22 protein-coding genes are annotated in these 17,231 nt (G+C 71.3%); 6 read left to right on the top strand and 16 right to left on the bottom strand.

The annotated features are described in order from the left end of the window. Nucleotides 1–24: 24 nt before the first annotated feature. Genes EDD27_RS13970 through gvpJ form a run of 8 tightly spaced genes read right to left on the bottom strand, consistent with a single transcriptional unit; the run spans nt 25 to nt 3,507 of the window. Nucleotides 25–354, bottom strand: coding sequence for a gas vesicle protein K (locus EDD27_RS13970; protein WP_127932821.1), 330 nt, complete (start codon nt 352–354; stop codon nt 25–27). Then, on the bottom strand, nt 347–577 hold the full coding sequence (locus tag EDD27_RS13965; protein WP_127932820.1) for a gas vesicle protein: 231 nt from the start codon (nt 575–577) through the stop codon (nt 347–349). The genes EDD27_RS13970 and EDD27_RS13965 overlap by 8 nt, the downstream gene beginning before the upstream one ends. Beyond that, nucleotides 564–1,361 (bottom strand): GvpL/GvpF family gas vesicle protein, encoded by a 798-nt coding sequence (locus tag EDD27_RS13960; RefSeq protein ID WP_127932819.1) that lies wholly within the window; start codon nt 1,359–1,361, stop codon nt 564–566. The genes EDD27_RS13965 and EDD27_RS13960 overlap by 14 nt, the downstream gene beginning before the upstream one ends. Beyond that, a complete protein-coding gene (locus tag EDD27_RS13955; protein WP_127932818.1) occupies nt 1,354–1,728 on the bottom strand; it encodes a gas vesicle protein in 375 nt (124 codons plus the stop codon). The genes EDD27_RS13960 and EDD27_RS13955 overlap by 8 nt, the downstream gene beginning before the upstream one ends. Nucleotides 1,729–1,736: 8 nt before the next feature. Then, nucleotides 1,737–2,066, bottom strand: a complete 330-nt coding sequence (gene gvpO / locus EDD27_RS13950) for a gas vesicle protein GvpO (protein WP_127932817.1) — start codon at nt 2,064–2,066, stop codon at nt 1,737–1,739. Between the two features lie 4 nt (nt 2,067–2,070). Next, nucleotides 2,071–2,328, bottom strand: coding sequence for a gas vesicle protein GvpG (locus EDD27_RS13945; RefSeq protein WP_206641393.1), 258 nt, complete (start codon nt 2,326–2,328; stop codon nt 2,071–2,073). Continuing rightward, nucleotides 2,319–3,098 carry a GvpL/GvpF family gas vesicle protein gene (locus EDD27_RS13940; RefSeq protein WP_127932816.1) on the bottom strand — a complete coding sequence of 260 codons (780 nt, stop codon included), beginning with the start codon at nt 3,096–3,098 and terminating at the stop codon, nt 2,319–2,321. Before EDD27_RS13940 ends, EDD27_RS13945 begins: the two co-directional genes overlap by 10 nt. Nucleotide 3,099: 1 nt before the next feature. Next, complete coding sequence (gene gvpJ, locus EDD27_RS13935) at nt 3,100–3,507, bottom strand: gas vesicle protein GvpJ (RefSeq protein WP_127932815.1); 408 nt, start codon at nt 3,505–3,507, stop codon at nt 3,100–3,102. Nucleotides 3,508–3,890: 383 nt separating this feature from the next. Here gvpJ and EDD27_RS13930 point away from each other — a divergent pair, with 383 nt between their 5' ends. Next, nucleotides 3,891–4,064, top strand: a complete 174-nt coding sequence (locus EDD27_RS13930) for a CsbD family protein (RefSeq protein WP_127932814.1) — start codon at nt 3,891–3,893, stop codon at nt 4,062–4,064. A 106-nt stretch (nt 4,065–4,170) separates the two neighbouring features. Here the strand turns inward: EDD27_RS13930 and EDD27_RS13925 are convergent, their stop codons facing one another. The 8 genes from EDD27_RS13925 to EDD27_RS13890 all read right to left on the bottom strand — a co-directional run bounded on the left by EDD27_RS13925 (nt 4,171) and on the right by EDD27_RS13890 (nt 13,010). Further along, entirely contained in the window at nt 4,171–5,598 is a 1,428-nt protein-coding gene (locus EDD27_RS13925) for an aldehyde dehydrogenase family protein (RefSeq protein ID WP_127932813.1), read from the bottom strand. Next, nucleotides 5,595–6,737, bottom strand: a complete 1,143-nt coding sequence (locus tag EDD27_RS13920) for a P1 family peptidase (RefSeq protein WP_127932812.1) — start codon at nt 6,735–6,737, stop codon at nt 5,595–5,597. The genes EDD27_RS13925 and EDD27_RS13920 overlap by 4 nt, the downstream gene beginning before the upstream one ends. Continuing rightward, the gene (locus EDD27_RS13915) at nt 6,737–7,909 is read right to left on the bottom strand and encodes a M20 family metallopeptidase (protein WP_241564027.1); all 1,173 of its coding nucleotides are present in this window, start codon (nt 7,907–7,909) and stop codon (nt 6,737–6,739) included. The genes EDD27_RS13920 and EDD27_RS13915 overlap by 1 nt, the downstream gene beginning before the upstream one ends. Then, nucleotides 7,906–8,706, bottom strand: a complete 801-nt coding sequence (locus EDD27_RS13910) for an ATP-binding cassette domain-containing protein (protein WP_127932811.1) — start codon at nt 8,704–8,706, stop codon at nt 7,906–7,908. Before EDD27_RS13910 ends, EDD27_RS13915 begins: the two co-directional genes overlap by 4 nt. After that, the gene (locus EDD27_RS13905) at nt 8,675–9,607 is read right to left on the bottom strand and encodes an ABC transporter ATP-binding protein (protein ID WP_241564026.1); all 933 of its coding nucleotides are present in this window, start codon (nt 9,605–9,607) and stop codon (nt 8,675–8,677) included. Before EDD27_RS13905 ends, EDD27_RS13910 begins: the two co-directional genes overlap by 32 nt. 87 nt (nt 9,608–9,694) lie before the next feature. Continuing rightward, nucleotides 9,695–10,579 (bottom strand): ABC transporter permease, encoded by an 885-nt coding sequence (locus tag EDD27_RS13900; protein WP_241564025.1) that lies wholly within the window; start codon nt 10,577–10,579, stop codon nt 9,695–9,697. A gap of 8 nt (nt 10,580–10,587) precedes the next feature. After that, a complete protein-coding gene (locus EDD27_RS13895) occupies nt 10,588–11,526 on the bottom strand; it encodes an ABC transporter permease (RefSeq protein ID WP_127932809.1) in 939 nt (312 codons plus the stop codon). Continuing rightward, the gene (locus EDD27_RS13890) at nt 11,523–13,010 is read right to left on the bottom strand and encodes an ABC transporter substrate-binding protein (RefSeq protein WP_127932808.1); all 1,488 of its coding nucleotides are present in this window, start codon (nt 13,008–13,010) and stop codon (nt 11,523–11,525) included. Before EDD27_RS13890 ends, EDD27_RS13895 begins: the two co-directional genes overlap by 4 nt. An 88-nt stretch (nt 13,011–13,098) precedes the next feature. Between EDD27_RS13890 and EDD27_RS13885 the strand changes: the two genes are divergently transcribed. The 5 genes from EDD27_RS13885 (at nt 13,099) to EDD27_RS13865 (ending at nt 17,156) form a co-directional block, all read left to right on the top strand. Then, nucleotides 13,099–13,842, top strand: coding sequence for a FadR/GntR family transcriptional regulator (locus EDD27_RS13885; RefSeq protein ID WP_127932807.1), 744 nt, complete (start codon nt 13,099–13,101; stop codon nt 13,840–13,842). A 29-nt stretch (nt 13,843–13,871) separates the two neighbouring features. Beyond that, entirely contained in the window at nt 13,872–14,837 is a 966-nt protein-coding gene (locus EDD27_RS13880) for an adenylate/guanylate cyclase domain-containing protein (RefSeq protein ID WP_127932806.1), read from the top strand. 71 nt (nt 14,838–14,908) lie between these two features. Next, entirely contained in the window at nt 14,909–15,388 is a 480-nt protein-coding gene (locus EDD27_RS13875) for a SigE family RNA polymerase sigma factor (protein ID WP_127932805.1), read from the top strand. Next, nucleotides 15,385–16,392: a hypothetical protein gene (locus EDD27_RS13870; protein ID WP_127932804.1), complete on the top strand. Its 1,008-nt coding sequence runs from the start codon at nt 15,385–15,387 to the stop codon at nt 16,390–16,392. The genes EDD27_RS13875 and EDD27_RS13870 overlap by 4 nt, the downstream gene beginning before the upstream one ends. A 5-nt stretch (nt 16,393–16,397) precedes the next feature. Next, a complete protein-coding gene (locus tag EDD27_RS13865) occupies nt 16,398–17,156 on the top strand; it encodes an aminotransferase class IV (RefSeq protein ID WP_127932803.1) in 759 nt (252 codons plus the stop codon). Nucleotides 17,157–17,231 lie beyond the last annotated feature (75 nt).

Genomic DNA, 17,231 nt, shown 5'->3' with positions numbered 1-17,231 from the left:
CGCCAAGCTGGGCCCCACCGGCGGTCAGGAGCGGGGAAGGAGCGGGCCGAGGGGGCCCAGGTCGATGTTGAGGTCGTCCGGCGTCAGGTCGAACCGCTCACACAGCTCCGTCATGGCCTCCTCCAGGCGCATCAACGTCAGGCCCAGCACCTCCACCTGCTCGTCCGACAGGTCACCCTGCTCCATCCGTCGGATGCTCTGGCGCTCCACGAGTTGCCGGATGAGCTCGACCAGCGTCAGGACGAGGCGCGACAGGTCCCGCTCCACCGCATCGCGGTCGGCCTCGATACGAAGACGCCTGGAGGGCGGGTCCTTCGCAGGGCGGGCGTTGCCGGCGCGCTGGAGGTCAGTCATGGCGGCGCCCACCTACGATCGTGTCGGACTCCCGCACGGATGTGATCAGCGCGCGCAAGGAGATGCGGACGAGATCGATGTCCGCGATCGAGAGCACGAGGTCCCCGCTGACGACCACCCCGCCCGCGAGCAGCCGGTCCAGGAGGTCCACGAGCGCCACCCGCTCGGACGGCAGGCCGCCTTCGCCCGCGGGCACGGCGCCGCGCGGCTCAGGGTGTGTCATCTCGCGCCTCGCTCTCCACCGGCTCGACGGGCGTCGTGAAGGAGTAGGGCGCCCAGGGGCCGGTCAGCTCCACGTCGATCCCCTCTCCGCGGAGCCCTTCGACGACCTGGCCGAACTCCCGGGCGCGTGCCTCGTCGACCAGATACGCGCCGTTGAGGACCATCCTCTCGTCGCGCCCCGAGAGCTGCGGGTCCTGGGCTCGGTGGCGGTGGCTCGCCACGGCGGCGGAAGCCAGCACGTCGTGGATCCGCTCGGCCCGCGCGGCCGCCTGCCGCCACGATTCCTCGCGGGTGCGCAGACTGGCCTGACGTTTTTTGAGGTACGCCGTTCCCGGGCTGCTCGGGGCGGCGTCCCCGGCCGGCTCCTCGGCCGGGGACGCCACGGGCGGGACGGCGTACACCTTCACCCCCCATTCCCGGCGACCGGCGAGCCGGGACAGCACCTCCACGAAGGCGTCATGCCGCTGCTCCAGGAGGTCTCGGATCTGCGCTTCGTCGCGATAGACGGTGACCAGACGCACCGGCGCGGTCGGCGCCTTCGCCGCCACCGCCTCCACCACCCGGTGGTGAGCGCGGGCGGTCTCGCCGAGCCAGTCCAGGTCTTCCAGCGACTGCCGCACCGGCTCCTCGCCGAACTGCGTCAACGGAACGGCGCTCACATACGCTGTGAGACCGGCCTGGGAGATGGTCCGCACGGGGCCGCCGACGATCCCCGTCATGTCCTCCAGCGGTGCGGAGTCCTGTTCGAGCGCGACCGCGTAGAGGTAGGTCCCCATGTCATCCATCGGGCTCCTCCCCTTCGCGGGACCGCTCCCTGGTGCCCTCCTCCTCCGGCAGCGCCGGACGCGATCTTTCCGCGACGGCGAGCCGGTTGCGGAGGCTGCGGTTCTCCTCCAGTAGTTCCTGGTTCTTTCCGGTGAGCCATGGGTCGCGTTCCCACCAGTTGATGCCCATCTCCTTGGCCGTGTCGACGGACGCGACGATCAACCGCAGTTTGATGGTGAGCAATTCGATGTCCAGGAGGTTCACGCGGATGTCTCCCGCGATCACGATCCCCCTGTCGAGGACCCGTTCCAGAATGTCGCCGAGGTTCGCCGGCTCCCGGCCCGCGGGGGAATGGGGCTGGCGCACCATCGGGCTCGATTCAGTCATGTTGTGCCTTACAGGTTGGTGCTGTTGCCGCGCCTGTAGCGCCGCTTTCTCTGGTAGGAGAGCAGATTTCCCTCGCCGTCCAGCTCCGCCTCGTAGAGCGCCAGGATGTCGCCGGATGAGGGGATGCGGTGGTCCTCCACCACCTCCACTTCGACCACCCAGCCGTCCTCGACCGGCTGCACGCGCGTGGCGCCTTCCACTTCCTTGGCGGTGAGGTCGGTGATGTGCCGCAGCCCGGCCTCTCCGGCGGCCGCCGCCGGCAGGGCGCGGGAAGGCCGCCTGCCGGTCGCGCCGTCGGCGTGCTCTGTGTCCTTGGGCGCATCACGCCTGGCAGGCACGCGATCATCCCCTTTCCTGTCCGTCAGCCGCCGGACCGGGTCCGCCGGTCATCTCCTGGGAGATGAGTTCCATCTCGCGGGCCGCGTCCTCCTCCGATATCGCGCCGTCGGCTTTGAGCCGCTCGATCTCCTCCAGCCGGTGCCGGATCCTGACGGGATCTCGTGTCTCCCGCTCGACCTGCTCCTGGATCAGCTCTCCCAGCCGGATCACGCCCTTGACGGGAGCGAGCGGCCACCCGAAGAGGAGGCTGATCACTCCCACTGGGCACCGTCCTTCCCTGACACCACGAAGTCGTACGCCGCCAGGGGCCCCAGCAGGCGGAACTCCACCCGTCCCGCCCACCGCCCGGCGAAGTCCGCCACGGTCTGTTCGAGCTCGGCCTGCCGGTCCTTCTCCACGAGGAGCGCCACGTGGACGGCGTCCTGCTCGTGCGACGGCTCCCGTTCGGCGGACAGCACGCTCACCGGGGCGGCGGCCTCCAGCAGCGCGCGGGTGTCGGCCTCGCGCTTGGCCGCGATCGCGTCGCCGACCAGTTCGCCGAGCCGGATCCGCAGGTCGCGGGCCGCTTCCTCACCGCGGGCGCGGATCTCGTCGCGGAGTCGCGCGACCTCGGGAAGCTCCTCCATCACCTCGCGCAGCACCGTCTGCTCGACGTAACGGCCCTTGACGACGTACTGGGCCCGTCCCTCCAGCTCCTTCAGCGCGGCGTGGAGCTCGTCGTGATGAGGTTCCAGCAGGTCCTCCACGACCGCTTCCGCGCTCGTCACGACCGCGCCGAAGCGGAGCGGCAGCACGGGGGCCTCGGCCGCCGTGGCGTCCAGCAGTCCCTGGTGCCTGAGGAGGTCGTCGGGCGTGCCGAGGGGGCGATCGAGGGGGATCTCGCTCACCAGGGCGGCGATCTCGCCGTGCTGTATGACCATGATCTCTCCCGGCTTCTCGCCCACACCGCGAGCGTCCTCGGTCACCGCGGCGTCCTTGGGGACCATGCCGTAGACGTACACGCCGATGCCTGGTTCAGTGGCGACACTCATGTCAGCGCTCCTCTCCCTCTCGCCGTCGTGCCTTCTGGCGTTTGTCCGTGCCCCCGCCGCCGGCGACGTCGCGCAGTTTGTCGCCGGCCGCCTCCAGCACGCCATGAGCGACGTTCTTGCTCTTGTCGGCGACCTTCTCCTGCTTCGCGCTCTGCACCATCTCGGGCAGCCCTGGCTCCTTCGTCTCGGCCAGATCCAGCCGGTTCACGGCTTCGGCGAAGCGCAGGTAGGTGTCCACGCCGGCGACGACGACGCGCGCATCGACGGTCAGGATCTCGATGCCGATGAGCGAGACCCTGACGTACGCGTCGATGACGAGCCCCTTGTCCAGGATCGTGTCGATGACGTCCGCCAGACCGGACGGAGACGGCCCTCCGGCCACTCCTCCCCTCGCGGGTTGGACAGTCATACCTCTTCCTCTTCCTTCAGATTTCTGCCGGGCTGTGCTGTCATGACCGGCCTGCGGTCGCGAGGGCGGCGCCTCTGCGCGGACCGGCCGCGCCGGACGCACGTCGCGGTGGTGGGTTTCGCCTTCCTGCCTCGCCATGACCGCCAGCCCCGTAAGCACCTGTGGTTACCCCCTCAAGTGCGCAAACAAACACATATGTGCCGATAAAGGGCAGTCGGCTCCGGGTCCGCGGCCGTCTCTCACCGGGCGGCGAGCGCATCACCGCGGCGTTGCCGACGGCCGGCACCTCGTGAAGGAGAGGCGCGTAATCGCCAGGTCTTCGGGCAGAGGGGATGCGTCCATTGCCGGATCTCGGACAATGCACCACAAGGGGGTAGACCGATATGGCTCGGAAGGACAAGGCCCGGGGGAAGGCCGAAGAGGTCAAAGGCACGGCCAAGGAGCGTGTCGGTGACGTCACCGACAACGAGTCTCTGCAGGCCAGGGGCAAGGCAGAGAAGGCCAAAGCCAACCTGAGGCAAGCGAAGGAGAAGGCGAAGGACGCCTTCAAGAAGTAGCGATCCGCCGGCACTGAACGACCGCGGCGCAAGACCTCCGGGGTGGGCCTTGCGCCGCGGTCTGCTGCCGCGTCCGGCACGCCTCGTACGGGAACGCCGTCACCTGTCAGGGACGGATGATCGCCATTCTGGTGACCGTCAGCTCCTCGATGGCGAAGCGGGGGCCTTCGCGGCCGATGCCCGAGTCCTTGACGCCGCCGTACGGCATGTTGTCCGCCCGGAATCCCGGCACGTCGTTGACCACCACTCCCCCGGCCTCGATGCGCTCGATCGCCGCGAACGCCGTGGCCAGCGACCTGGTGAAGACCGCCGCGTGCAGGCCGTACCGCGACGCGTTGACCGCCGCGAACGCGGCCTCCAGATCGGGCACCGCGCGCACGCACACCACGGGGCCGAAGATCTCCTCGTCCCAGGCGGCGGCCCCGTCGGGGACGCCGGCGAGCACGGTCGGCGCGATGGCCCGGCCGTCGCGGCGCCCGCCCGTGATCGCCTCGGCCCCGGAGGCGGCGATCCACTCCAGCACGCGGTCCGTCGCGGCCTGGTCGATGAGCGGCGCCACCCGGGTCTCGGGCAGCCGCGGGTCGCCCACCGCGACCGTCTTGACGCGGTCGGCCAGCAGGGACAGGAACTCCTCGCGTACCGGCTCCTCCACCAGGACCCGCTGCACCGAGATGCACGCCTGGCCGGAGGCGTAGTAGCCGCCGCGTACGACCGCGTCGGCGGCGGCCTCCAGGTCGGCGTCGGCCGCCACGATGAGCGCGGCGTTCGAGCCGAGCTCCAGCAGGACTCTGGTGGGGGCGGCGTTGCGGGCGATGGCGTGTCCGGCGGCGGCCGAGCCGGTGAACGAGACCGCGCCGATCCGCCGGTCCTCGACGAGCCTGCGGCCGACCTCGACGTCGCCGGTGACGAGCTGTACGGCCGCGGCGGGCAGGGCGCCGGTCGAGCGGAGGAGATGGACCAGCCAGAGCGTGGCCAGCGGAGTGGCCGGGGCGGGCTTGACGATCACGGGGCAGCCGGCCGCCACGGCGGGCGCGATCTTGTGGGCGGCGAGGAGCAGCGGATAGTTGAAGCCGGTGATGCCGACGACGACGCCGATGGGGCGGCGTGTCCAGAAGCCGATCAGGCCCTCTCCGGACGGCAGGAGGTCGAGCGGCACGGTCTCACCGTGCAGCCTTGCCACCTCCTCGGCGGCGGTGGCGAGCGTGACGAGCGTCCTGGCCACCTCGACCTTGCAGTCCACCAATGGTTTGCCGGTCTCCATGACGAGCAGGCGCTCGAACGCGTCACGGTCGGCGGCGAGGGCGTCGTGGGCCTTCATGAGGGCGGCGCGGCGGGCGTGCGAGGGCAGCGCGGCCATGGCGGAGGCGACGGCCAGGGCCTCGTCGACGGCTCGGGCGGCGTGGGCGGGGGTGCCGAGGGGGGCCGTGGCCACGACGGAGCCGTCGTACGGGAAGATCACGTCTGAGGTCTGGCCGGTTTCCACCCAGTCGTCGCCGATGGGCAGGCCGTTGGGCCAGGTGGTGTCGATGGTCATGAGATTTCCCCTGTGGCGGTGGTGGCTGCGCTCGGGAACACGTCGAGGTACGTGGGCGCGCCCTCGCGGCCGGTCGCGGCGAGAACGGCGTGCGCGATGGCGCGGCTGAAGACGTCCGCGGCGGCGGCAAGGATGTCCTGGAACTCGTCGTGGGCGGGGGCGGGGATGGCACACGTGGACAGGGCGAAGATCGTGTCGCCGTCGGTCATGGTGTGGGCCGGTCGGATCGCCCTGGCCAGGCCGTCGTGGGCGACGGCGGCGAGCTTGCCGCACTGGGCCTTGGTGAGGGTGCGGTCGGTGGCGACCACGCCGATGGTGGTGTTGAAGGACGGCGCCTTCTGGGGGTTCCAGGCTTGGACCTCGTGCGGGGACGGGGAGCGGAGGTGGTCGAACTCGCCCGGAAGGCCGTAACGGGTGCCGGCCAGGGTGCCGTCGGCGGGGTCCAGGACGGAGCCGACGGGGTTGGCGACGGCCAGGGCCGCGACGGTGCCGCCGTCGGGGAGTATGACGCTGGCCGTGCCGACCCCTCCGGCCAGACCGCCCGCCATCGCACCGGTCCCTGCCCCGATCGACCCGCTCGCCGCCGGGGGTGCGGTCCCAAGGGCGGGTACGGCTCCGGGGCGCGCCGCGACGTTCCCGCCGACCGGAGGTGCGGTCCCTTCGGGGCTGGTGGTGTGGGGGTCGCCGCCCGACGCGGGGCCGACGCCGTGCGGGCCGCCGGTGGCGGCGTCGTAGGCGGCGGTGCCGAGTGCGGCATCGGGGACGGCGCGGAAGGCGCCGCCGCGGCCCAGGTCGAAGATGACGGCCGCCGGGACGATCGGCACCACGCCACCGTTCACCGGGTAGCCGATGCCCGCGTCCGCCAGCCGTTCCACCACCCCGCACGCCGCCGCCAGCCCGTACGCGCTCCCGCCCGTCAGCACCACGGCGTGCACGCGTTCGACCAGGTTGCGCGGGTCGAGCAGCTCGGTCTCCCGCGTCCCCGGCGCGGCGCCGCGCACGTCCACCCCGGCCACAGCCCCTCCGGCGGGGGCCAGGACGACGGTGGTGCCGGTGCGGTGGCCCGCCCCCACCCGGTGGGCGTGGCCGACGCGCAGTCCCGCCACGTCCATCAGCGAGTTCGTCGGACCACGCCGCATCAGAAGTCGCCGTTCAGGAACCGCCGCGCCGCCTCGGCGAACACCCGGGTGCACCGGACGATCTCCTCGACCTCCACGTACTCGTCCGCCTGGTGCGCGATCCACTTCCCGCCGGGGCCGTACACGACGGACGGGATCCCGCCCCAGTGCGTCAGCACGGTTCCGTCGGTCGACCCGGGCACCCCGCCGTACACCGGCTCCTCCCCCGTGACCGCCCGATGGGCGGCGGCCAGCGCGGCCACCACCGGGTCGGACACGGGCACGTCCACGGCCGGCCGGTCCACCAGCACCGACACCTCGGCCCCGATCCCGTCGCAGGCGGCCAGCGCGGCCACCCGGTCGGCGATGTCCTTGTGCTCGACGCCCGGGATCGTCCGCACGTCCACGAACACCGACGCGGCGGCGGGAATGACGTTGACCTGCTCCTCGGAGCCGGCCTGGAGCACGGTCGGCGTCACGTAGACCTCGCCGAGGTGCTCGTGCGCCGGATGCCGGCCCTGCAGTTCCTCCTGCAGCGCCCGCAGCCCGACCAGCAGCGGGCCGATCGCCTGGATGGGGTTGCGGCCGTGTTGCGGCATCGCGCCGTGCGCCATCTTGCCGGCGAGGTCCACGCGCAGCCGCAGCGCGCCCTTGGCGACGGCGCAGATCTCACCGGCCTCGGGTTCGGCCACGATCGCGCCGTCCACGTCGGCCGCGAGTCCTTCGGAGACGAAGTGGTGGGCGCCGATCATGAGGCCTTCCTCGTCGGCCAGCGCGCACACCTTGATGCGGCCGGGGAAGGGGCCGGCGAGTTGCAGGGCGCGGGTGGCGTACAGGGTGGCGGCCAGGCCGGATTTCATGTCGGCGCTGCCGCGTCCCCACAGCCTGCCGTCGCGGATCTCCCCGCCGAACGGGTCCACGGTCCACGTGGACAGGTCGCCTTCGGTGACGACGTCGGTGTGCCCCTCGAACATCAGCGTCGGCCCGTCGCCACCGCCGCCCTCGACGACGGCCACCACGTTGGGCCGGCCCGGCGCGACCTCGTACACGGTGGGCGCCCAGCCCCACTCCCGCATCCGGGCCGCCACGAGCTCGGCGGCGGCCTGCTCGCGCCGTCCGGGGTCGTTGGTGCTGGGGATGCGCACCAGCGCCTGCGTGAACGCGACCACTCCGTCGGCATCGACGTCGATCACAACAATCCCTCCAGAGTCGGTACGGCCTGCAGCAACGTACGCGTGTAGGGGTGGACGGGCGCGGCCCACACCTCGTCCACGGGCCCGGTCTCGACGATCTCGCCTTCGCTCATGACCGCGACCGTCTCGCACACGTGCCGCACCACGGACAGGTCGTGCGAGACGAACACGAGCGTGAGCCCGAGCTCGTCGACGAGGTCGGCCAGCAGGTTGAGTATCTGCCCGCGCACGGAGACGTCCAGGGCGCTGACGGGTTCGTCGGCGACGAGCACCTTCGGGCGGGGCGCGAGCGCGCGGGCGATGGCGATGCGCTGCCGCTGCCCGCCGGAGAACTGGTGCGGGTAACGATCGGCGGCGGCCGCGGGCAGGCCGACCTCGTCGAGCAGTTCGGCGACCCGGTTGCCGACGGGCAGGCCGAGGGCGACGAGCGGCTCGGCGACGAGGTCGCGCACGCGCATGCGGGGGTCGAGTGAGCTCATCGGGTCCTGGAAGACGATCTGGAGGTTCTCCCGCAGGAAACGCAGGCCGCGCTCGGGCCGGCCGGTGATCTGCCGGCCGTCGAACGTGATGGTGCCGCTGGTGGGCTGGTCGAGCGCGCAGAGCAGGCGCAGGAGGGTGGACTTGCCGGAGCCGGACTCGCCGACGATGCCGTACCGCTCGCCCCTGCCGATGGTGAGCGACACGTCCTTCAGCGCGTGGACGGGGGCGCCCGGTTGGGTGAGGGAGGTGCGGGGGCGGCGGTAGACGCGGGTCAGGTTGCGGGCGTCAATCAGCGGGGTGCCAGCATGCGTGGGCATGGCCGTCTCCTGTCAGCGCCGGTGCCGTCTCACAGTCGGGGGTGGCGTGCGGGCAGCGGTTCCTGAACACGCAGCCGCGAGGGAAGTGCCCGGCCGCCGGGACGCTGCCCTGGATGGTGGGCAGGCGGGTGCCGCGCGGGGTGAGCTTGGAGGCGGCCAGCAAGCCCTCGGTGTAGCGGTGGCGGGGCCGGGTGAAGACCTCGCGGATGGTGCCGCTCTCGACGACGCGGCCGCCGTACATGACCAGGACCCGCTCGCAGACGGAGGCGACGACGGCGAGGTCGTGGGTGATGAACAGCAGCGCGGGCGCCACCTCGGCGATCAGGTCGAGCATCTGCTTCTGCACGGTGACGTCGAGGGCCGTGGTGGGCTCGTCGCAGATGAGCAGCTGGGGCTCGTTGGCCAGGGCGATGGCGAGCATGACGCGCTGCCGCTGGCCGCCGGACAGCTGGTGCGGGTACGCCTGGGCGATCTGCCGGGGGTGGGGCAGGCGGACCCGTTCGAGGAGGTCGTACGTCCGGGCGAAGGCCTGCGGGCGGGAGGCGCCGTGCAGGGTCATGACCTCGGCGACCTGGGCGCCGATCCGCATGACCGGGTTGAGCGCGGTCATCGGCTCCTGGAAGACCATGGACAGGTCGCGGCCGCGCAGCCGCTTGAGCCGTTTCTCGGGCACGCCGACCAGGTCGCGGCCGTCGAGCGCGGCCCGTCCCGAGGCGGTGACGCCCTCGGGGAGCAGCCCCATGAGCGACAGCGCGGTCAGCGACTTGCCGGACCCGGACTCGCCAATGAGCCCGACCCGCTCGCCGGGCCCGATCTCGAACGACACGTCGCGCACGAGCTCGACGGCATCCGCACGGACGGCGAGTCCCTCAACCTTCAGCGTGCTCACTGGGTCGCTCACCGCTCCTCACTCGCTCCGCGGAGTCCCTCCTCCGTCGGGCCTCCACTACGCTCGCTACGTCGGGTTCGCTCCCTGCCCATGGGTCGCTCACCGCTCCTCACTCGCTCCGCGGAGTCCCTCCTCCGTCGGGCCTCCACTACGCTCGCTACGTCGGGTTCGCTCCCGGATCCTCCTGAGCTTGGGGTCGAGGTAGTCGCGCAGCCCGTCTCCCAGGAGGTTGAAGCCGAGCACCGCGAGGGCGATCGCCAGGCCGGGCCACAGCGCCAGGCGCGGGGTGGAGAACAGCAGCTCCTGGGACTCCTGCAACATGCGCCCCCAGGACGGGGTGGGCGGGCGGGTGCCGAAGCCGAGGAACGACAGCGCCGCCTCGGCCAGGATCGCGATCGCGAACGACACCGACGCCTGCACGATCAGCACGGAGCCGATGTTCGGCAGCACGTGCCGGAGCGCGATCGCGGTGCGGCGGCGTCCGGCGGCCCGGGCGGCGAGGATGTAATCGGTGACCATGACCTGGAGTGTGGCGGCGCGGGCCACGCGGGCGAAGGCGGGCACGGTGGCCACCCCGATCGCGATCATCGCGGTGAGCGTGCCGGCGCCGTAGACCGCGCCGAGCATGACCGCGAGCAGCAAGGCGGGGAAGGCGAACACGAGGTCGTTGACCCGCATGATGAGCTCGGACAACCAGCCCCACGGCGACATCCCGGCGATCATTCCCAGGGGCACGCCGAGCACGGCGGCGATGCCGACGGCCACGATGCCGACGTAGAGGGTGGTACGGGCCCCGACCATGAGCTGGCTGAAGGTGTCGCGGCCGAACTTGTCGGCGCCGAGGAGGTTGCCGTCGCCGGGCGCGCGGAGCTTGCGCGCGGCGTCGACGAGCGTCGGGTCGTGCGGCGTCCAGAAGAACGACAGCAGCGCGGCCAGCACCACCAGGGCGACGAGCGTGCCGCCGACCAGCAGGGCGGCGTTCATGCGGCCTCTCATCGCAGCCTCGGATCGAGCAGGTGGTAGGTCACGTCCACCACGAAGTTGATCAGCAGGACGGCGGCGACCAGCACCATCACCACGCCTTGGACGAGCAGCAGGTCACGCCCGGCCACGCCGTTGAGCAGCAGGTCGCCGAGCCCCGGGATGACGAAGACCCGCTCGACCACGACCGCGCCGATCAGCAGCGTGGCCAGTTGCAGGCCGAGCACGGTGACGACGGGGATCGAGGCGTTGCGCAGCCCGTGCCGCCACAACGCGCCGGTGCTGCCCCTGCCCTTGGCTCGGGCGGTGCGCAGGTAGTCCTCGCGCATCACGTCCAGCACGGCGCTGCGCACGTAGCGGGTGAGCACCGCGCCCTGGACGAGCCCGAGGGAGAGCCACGGGAGCAGGAGGCTGCGCAGCCACTCCCCCGGGCTCTCGGCGATCGGCACGTAGCCGCCGGACGGCAGGGCCTGTGCCTGCACCGCGAAGACGAACACCAGCAGGATGCCGGCCAGGAAGGCAGGGACGGCGATGCCGACCTGGCTGAACGCGCTGATCACGGCGCCCAGGGGGTCGCGGTGGTGCACGGCGGCGAACGTGCCGAGCGGCACCGCGATGACCAGCGCCATCACCATGCCGCCGAGCACGAGCACCGCGGTGACGCCGAGCCGGTCGCCGATCTGCGGGCCGACGGCCGCATTGGTCACGTACGAGGTGCCGAAGTCGCCCTGCACCAGCCCGCCGGCCCAGTCGAAGAACTGCACGACGGGCGGCCGGTCGGTGCCGAACTGCCGGCGCAGCTCGGCCACCGCCTCAGGGGTGGCGTTGACGCCGAGCGCGATCTCGGCCGGGTCCCCGGGCAGCAACGCCATGAACGCGAACACCACCACTGCGGCCACGGCGGTGCTCGCCAGCAGCACCGCCAGCCGTTTGAGCAGGTAGACGATCACTGTTTGGCGAGCGCGGTGAAGTCGAAGGACTCCGCGATGGCGTTCTTCGGCAGCCCGGTGACGCCCTTCTTCGCCACGATCAGGTTGGGGAACAGGAAGAGCCAGTCGGCCGCGGCGTCGTCGGACAGCAGCTTGCCGGCCTTCTTGAGGTCGTCGGTCTGCTGCTGCTCGGTGCCTTCGTCGGCGGAGGCGAGCAGCTTGCCGAACTCGGGGTTGTCGTAGTGGAAGTAGTACGACTTGTCAGCGAATATCCCCATGTCGCGGGGTTCGACGTGGTTGATGATGGACAGGTCGTAGTCGCCCTGCTTGAACACCACGTCCAGCCAGCGTGCCGGGAACTCCAGGGGCTCGATGTCGGCCGTGATGCCCACCTGGGCCAGCTGCGACTTGACGACCTGGGCGCTCGCCACCGCGTACGGCAGGTTCGGGATGCGCATCTTGACGGTCAGCGTCTTGCCGCCGAGCAGCTCCTTGGCCTTGGCCGGGTCGTACGGGTAGTCCCCGGTGCGGTCCTCGTACCACGGGTCGGTCGGCGGCACCATCGAGCCGATCAGCTGGCCGCGCCCGGCCCAGGCGGTGTCCAGCAGCGCCTTGTGGTCGATCGCGTGGCGCACGGCCTGGCGGGCCTTCTTGTCGTTGAACGGCGCGCGGGCGTTGTTCATCGACAGCACGACCTCGCCGTTCGTCGTGCCCTCGACCGTCTGGAAGCGGTTGGGGTCGGCGAACTGCTGCAGCGACTCCGGCGCCTGGACACTGGAGATGACGTCGATGCCGCCGGTCAGCAGCGCGTTGTTCATCGCCGTGGCGTCCTTGAAGTACTTCAGCGTGACCGACGACAGCGGCGGCTTCGTGCCCCAGTAGGAGGGGTTGGCGTTGAGCTGGATGGAGTCGCCGCGCCGCCACGAGCCCAGCACGTACGGGCCGGTGCCGACGGGCTTGTTGGCCAGGTCGGCGACGCCGGTGCGGCTGAACATCGCGCCGAGCCTGGTCGCCATCGAGTAGAGGAAGCCGTTGCTGGGCCGCTTGAGCGTGACGACGGCGGTGGAGTCGTCCTTCTTCTCCACCTTGTCGATCATGTCGAGCTGCGACTTGATCTTCAGCTTCCAGTCGCTCTTGACCCGGTCGAGCGAGAACACCACGTCGTCGGCCGTGAACGGCGCCCCGCTGCTGAACGTCACGTTCTTGCGGAGCGTGAACGTGTAGGTCTTCCGGTCGTCCGAGACGTCCCACTTCTCGGCCAGCAGCGGCACGATCTTGCCGTCCTGGTCGAGCTTGACCAGTCCCTCGTAGACGTTGACGAGCAGCGCCTGGGGGATGGCGACGCCTTCGGTGGAGGTGAAGTCCAGGTTCGCGGGCTCGGCCACGAATCCGACGGACAAGGTTTGGGCCGCGGGGGTGGAAGTGCCGCCGCCGGAGTCGCCGCCACAGGCGGCCGCGCTCAGCAGGAGACCGCCTACGGCGATCCAGATTCCGATGCGCCTCATGTCTTGCAGCCTCCTGGCTAGTGCACTGGTCGGACCAGTAGGCTAAGCACATTGCCAGCCGACGACGGCTCGGGTCAAGGGGGCGTACATGGGTGGTCCGCGATTCGAACCGGTGCGTACTGTGCGCGCCTATGAGCGCGTCGTGGAGCAGATCGAGGGGGCGATCGAGGGCGGCACCCTGTGCCCGGGCGAGCGGCTGCCCAGCGAGCGCGAGCTCATGGTGCAGTTCTCGGTGAGCCGGTCCACCGTGCGGGAGGCGCTGCGCGTGCTGCAGGCGCGCGGCCTGGTGCGCTCGCGGCCCGGTGACCCGAACGGCGCCGAGGTGCTGCCGTTCTCGCCCGTCGCGTTGCACAAGTCGATGACCACGCTGGCGCGGGTGGCGGAGCTGTCGCTGGGCGAGCTGGTGCAGTTCAGGATGGTGCTGGACGCGGCGGCCATCCTGCTGGCGGCGCGGCTGCGCACCGAGGAGGAGCTGGAAGAGATGGCCGCGGCCGTCGAGCGCATGAAGGAGGCGGACAGCGACGCCTTCAGCGCCGCGGACGTCGCCTTCCACGACGTGGTGGCGCGGGCCAGCGGCAACAAGCTGATCCAGATCTGCACCGACGTGGTGCGCTCGGTCGTGGTCGATCTCATCGCCGGCAGGATCGCCGCCGCTCCCGACCAGGAGGCGCTGATGCGCCGGAGCATCGCTCACCACGAGGAGGTCCTGGCCGCCGTGCGCGCCGGCGACGGCCCGCTGGCCGCCCGGCTGTCACGCCGATCGATGTACGACTACTACGCCGGCTACGTTCCCGAGGACGAGCGAATCGCCATGCAAGCCCTTCTGGAGTGATTTGCCCCACACAGTGCTATCTTGCACGCGTGGGCCGCGGGGATGAGAACGGGCTGACAGAGGCCTTCCTGCGTGAGCCGCGCCGCTACACCAGCCACCAGGTCGCCGACATGGCGGGGGTGCCGGTCTACCGCGCGCGGCGCTTCTGGCGTGCCCTGGGGTTCGCCAACGTGGCGGACGACGCCGTCGAGTTCACCGACTCCGACGTCGAGGCGCTCAAGACACTGCTCGGCATGGTCAGCTCCGGCGTCTACGACGAGGAGCACGTGCTGCTGATGGCCCGCTCGCTCGGCGGGGCCACTGCGAGGCTGGCCGAGTCGCAGGCCGAGCTGGGCGTCGAGGCCCTGGACCAGGCGGGCGTGCCGCTGGCCGACCGGCCGCGGGCCTGGCGCCGGCGGGCCGAGCGGGTCGTGCCCGACCTGGCGAAGCTGCTGGTCTACGCCTGGCAACGCCAGCTCGCCGCCGCCGCGGGCCGCATGGCCGACCAGGACATGAGCGCGGTACGGCTGGCCGTCGGCTTCGCGGACCTGGTCGCCTTCACCCGGCTGAGCAGGCAGATCACCAGCAGCGAGCTGGCCCGGCTGATCGACAGGTTCGAGGGGGGATCCGCCGACATCGTCACCTCCACCGGCGGCCGGGTGATCAAGACGCTGGGCGACTCGGTGTTGTTCGTGGCCGACAAGGCGCACGTGGCGGCCGAGATCGCGCTGCGCCTGGTCGAGACGCACGCGCGCGTCAGGGGCCTGCCGGAGCTGCGGGTGGGCCTGGCGTCCGGGCCGGTGATCTGGCGGATGGGCGACGTGTTCGGCACCACCGTCAACCTGGCGAGCAGGCTCACGGCGCTGTCGTTGCCGGGCACGATCCTCGCCGACCCGGCGACGGCCGAGGAACTGGAAGGCGACCGGGCCTTCCGGCTGCGGCCTGTCGACAAGCTGTCGGTACGCGGGCTGGGCGAGATGGCGCCCTTCACCGTCATGCGGTCGGGAGCCCCTTGACGGCCGGGGCAACCTGGGATCGCGCTCGATGCGTCACTACCGTCAGCGAGCTCTGACGGGAGGCGTACACGTTGGCTGATAGAGCCATATTTCAGGACTTCGTGGTGGCGAGGTCCGATCGGCTGTTACGGACCGCGTACCTGCTGACCCGCGACTGGGGGGTGGCCGAGGACCTGCTGCAGGAGTCGCTGGCCAAGGCGTGGTTCGCCTGGCCGGGCATCGACGAGCCCGAGGCGTACGTGCGCAAGGTGCTGGTGACCACGTACACGTCCTGGTGGCGGCGCCGGTGGCGCAGGGAGCTGCCCAGCGCCGACCTGCCGGACGCGCCCTCGTACGACCCGGCAGGACCGCGCGAGGAGCTGTGGAAGGCGGTGGGCCGGCTGCCGGCGAGGCAGCGCGCGGTGATCGTGCTGCGCTTCTACGAGGACTTGCCGGTGGCCGAGGTGGCGGAGCTGCTCGGCTGCCAGGAGGGCACGGTCAAGAGCCAGACCGCCAAGGCGCTGGCCAAGCTGCGAGTGGACGAGTCGATCGTGAAGGAGCTGCACCGATGACCGTGCAAGACCTGCGTGACGTCCTGCGGGAGCGGGCCGAGGCGCCGTCGCCGACGAACCCGCGCCGCCACGACCAGGTCGCCGCCCGCGTCCGCAGGACGCGCCTGCGCCGCCGGGTCACGGCGGGTGCCGCGGTGGCGGCGGCGGTCGTGGTCGGGGTTTCCCTGCTGCCGGGTGCGGCCGAGCAGCCGCGCGAGACGACAGCGGCCGCCCGGCCCGTGCCCGAGCTGCCGGAGCGGTTCACCGCGGACGACGGCACCGAATACCGCCGCCTGACCACGCTCACGATGAAGGGGAGCGGCCCGAAGAAGTCGTCGGTCACGGTGCCGGTCTCCGGGCGGCCACTCGAAGTGGCCGGGATCTGCGACGGCGAGCTCGGCGGCCTCGGCCCGAGGATCTTGGTGAACGGCAGGCCGCAGGCAGGCTCGCACATCGGGCTGTGCTTCAAGCGGAACGCCATGGAGCTGCGGCCGGTCACGATGCCGACGGGCGCCACGGAGGTGACCATCGGCTTCGACAAGACGGTCAACGGCTGTGTCCTCGACAAGAAGGGCGGTCAGTGCGTGCCGTCCAAGCCCGACCGCACGGACTGGCGACTCGGGGTCTACGAGTGGACGCCGCCCGTCCAGCCGGTCGAGCCCGCTCCGCTCAAGGCGTTCCCCGGCAAGCTGGGCCGCCTCAAGCTGGCCGGCCAGACGTCCGGCGTGTGGGACCGGGATCGTTCCTTCGAGATCGTGGTCAAAAGCCCGAGCGGGAAGATCGCCTTGGAGCAGCTCTGCTCGGGCGACCTGGCTTCGAGGGTGTGGTTCACCTACAAGGTCGACGGCATGGACACCGGCACGGGCCCGACCTGCGTGGTCTGGAAGCAGGGCCCGTTCCCCATGGCGGCGACCGAGTTCACCGTGCCCAAGGGCAAGCGGGTGACGATCACCGGCAGGGTGGGCATGTGGGGCGACTCCACCAACCGCCCGGTCCGCTGGTCGGTGGCCGTGTACGTAAGGTAGATCACATGACGAGACGCGCCGCGATCGAGGGCAAGCCGGTGGGCTCGGACGCCTACGTCGCGCTGGAGGCCCGCTACGGGCACTTCACCGCCATGCAGGTCAGAGACCGCCGCACCCGCGGGCTCGATCTGCACCTCGAGCGGCTGGAGAGCGCCAACCTCGAGCTGTTCGGGGTGGCGCTCGACCGGGCGGCGGTGCTCGGCTCGATCAGGGCCGTGCTCGGCGACGACGTACGGGACGCCAGCGTGCGGGTCTACGTCGTGGAGTCCGGCGGCCGGCCGCTCGTCATGGCCACCGCCGCGCCGCCCTTCCACCTGTCCGGCCGCCCCCAGAGCGTCAAGCCGGTCGTCTACCAGCGGTATCTGCCGCACATCAAGCAGGCGGCCGGCTTCCCGCAGGCGCACCTCATCCGCCAGGTCGCCCGCGACGGCTTCGACGAGGCGCTCCTGACGACCGAGGACGGCGTGATCAGCGAGGGCGCGATCACCAACCTGGGCGGTTTCGCGGGCGGCCGGCTGATCTGGCCGGACGCCCCGATGTTGCGCGGGATCACGATGGGGCTGCTGCAGCGGATGGACGTGCCGCAGGAGCGCCGCCCGCTGAAGGTCGCCGCCCTGCCGGAGCTCGATCAGGTCTTCCTGTGCAACTCGCGCGGCGTGGTGCCGGTGAGCCGGGTGGGCGACGTCGAGTTGCGGCAGGACGGCGAGCTGATGGCGCGCGTGATCGGCTTCTACGACGCGATCGCGGGAGATCCGCTGGATTGAATCCGCGCGGTTTCGGGCGGCGGGCTGAGCGGGCATGCACTTCCGGCGACGACTTCACCTCAGGGACATCCTCCG

The organism is Nonomuraea polychroma, from assembly GCF_004011505.1.
Taxonomy (GTDB): domain Bacteria; phylum Actinomycetota; class Actinomycetes; order Streptosporangiales; family Streptosporangiaceae; genus Nonomuraea; species Nonomuraea polychroma.
Note: the sequence above shows the minus strand (reverse complement) of the source record. Positions and strands in the feature narration are given on the sequence as shown.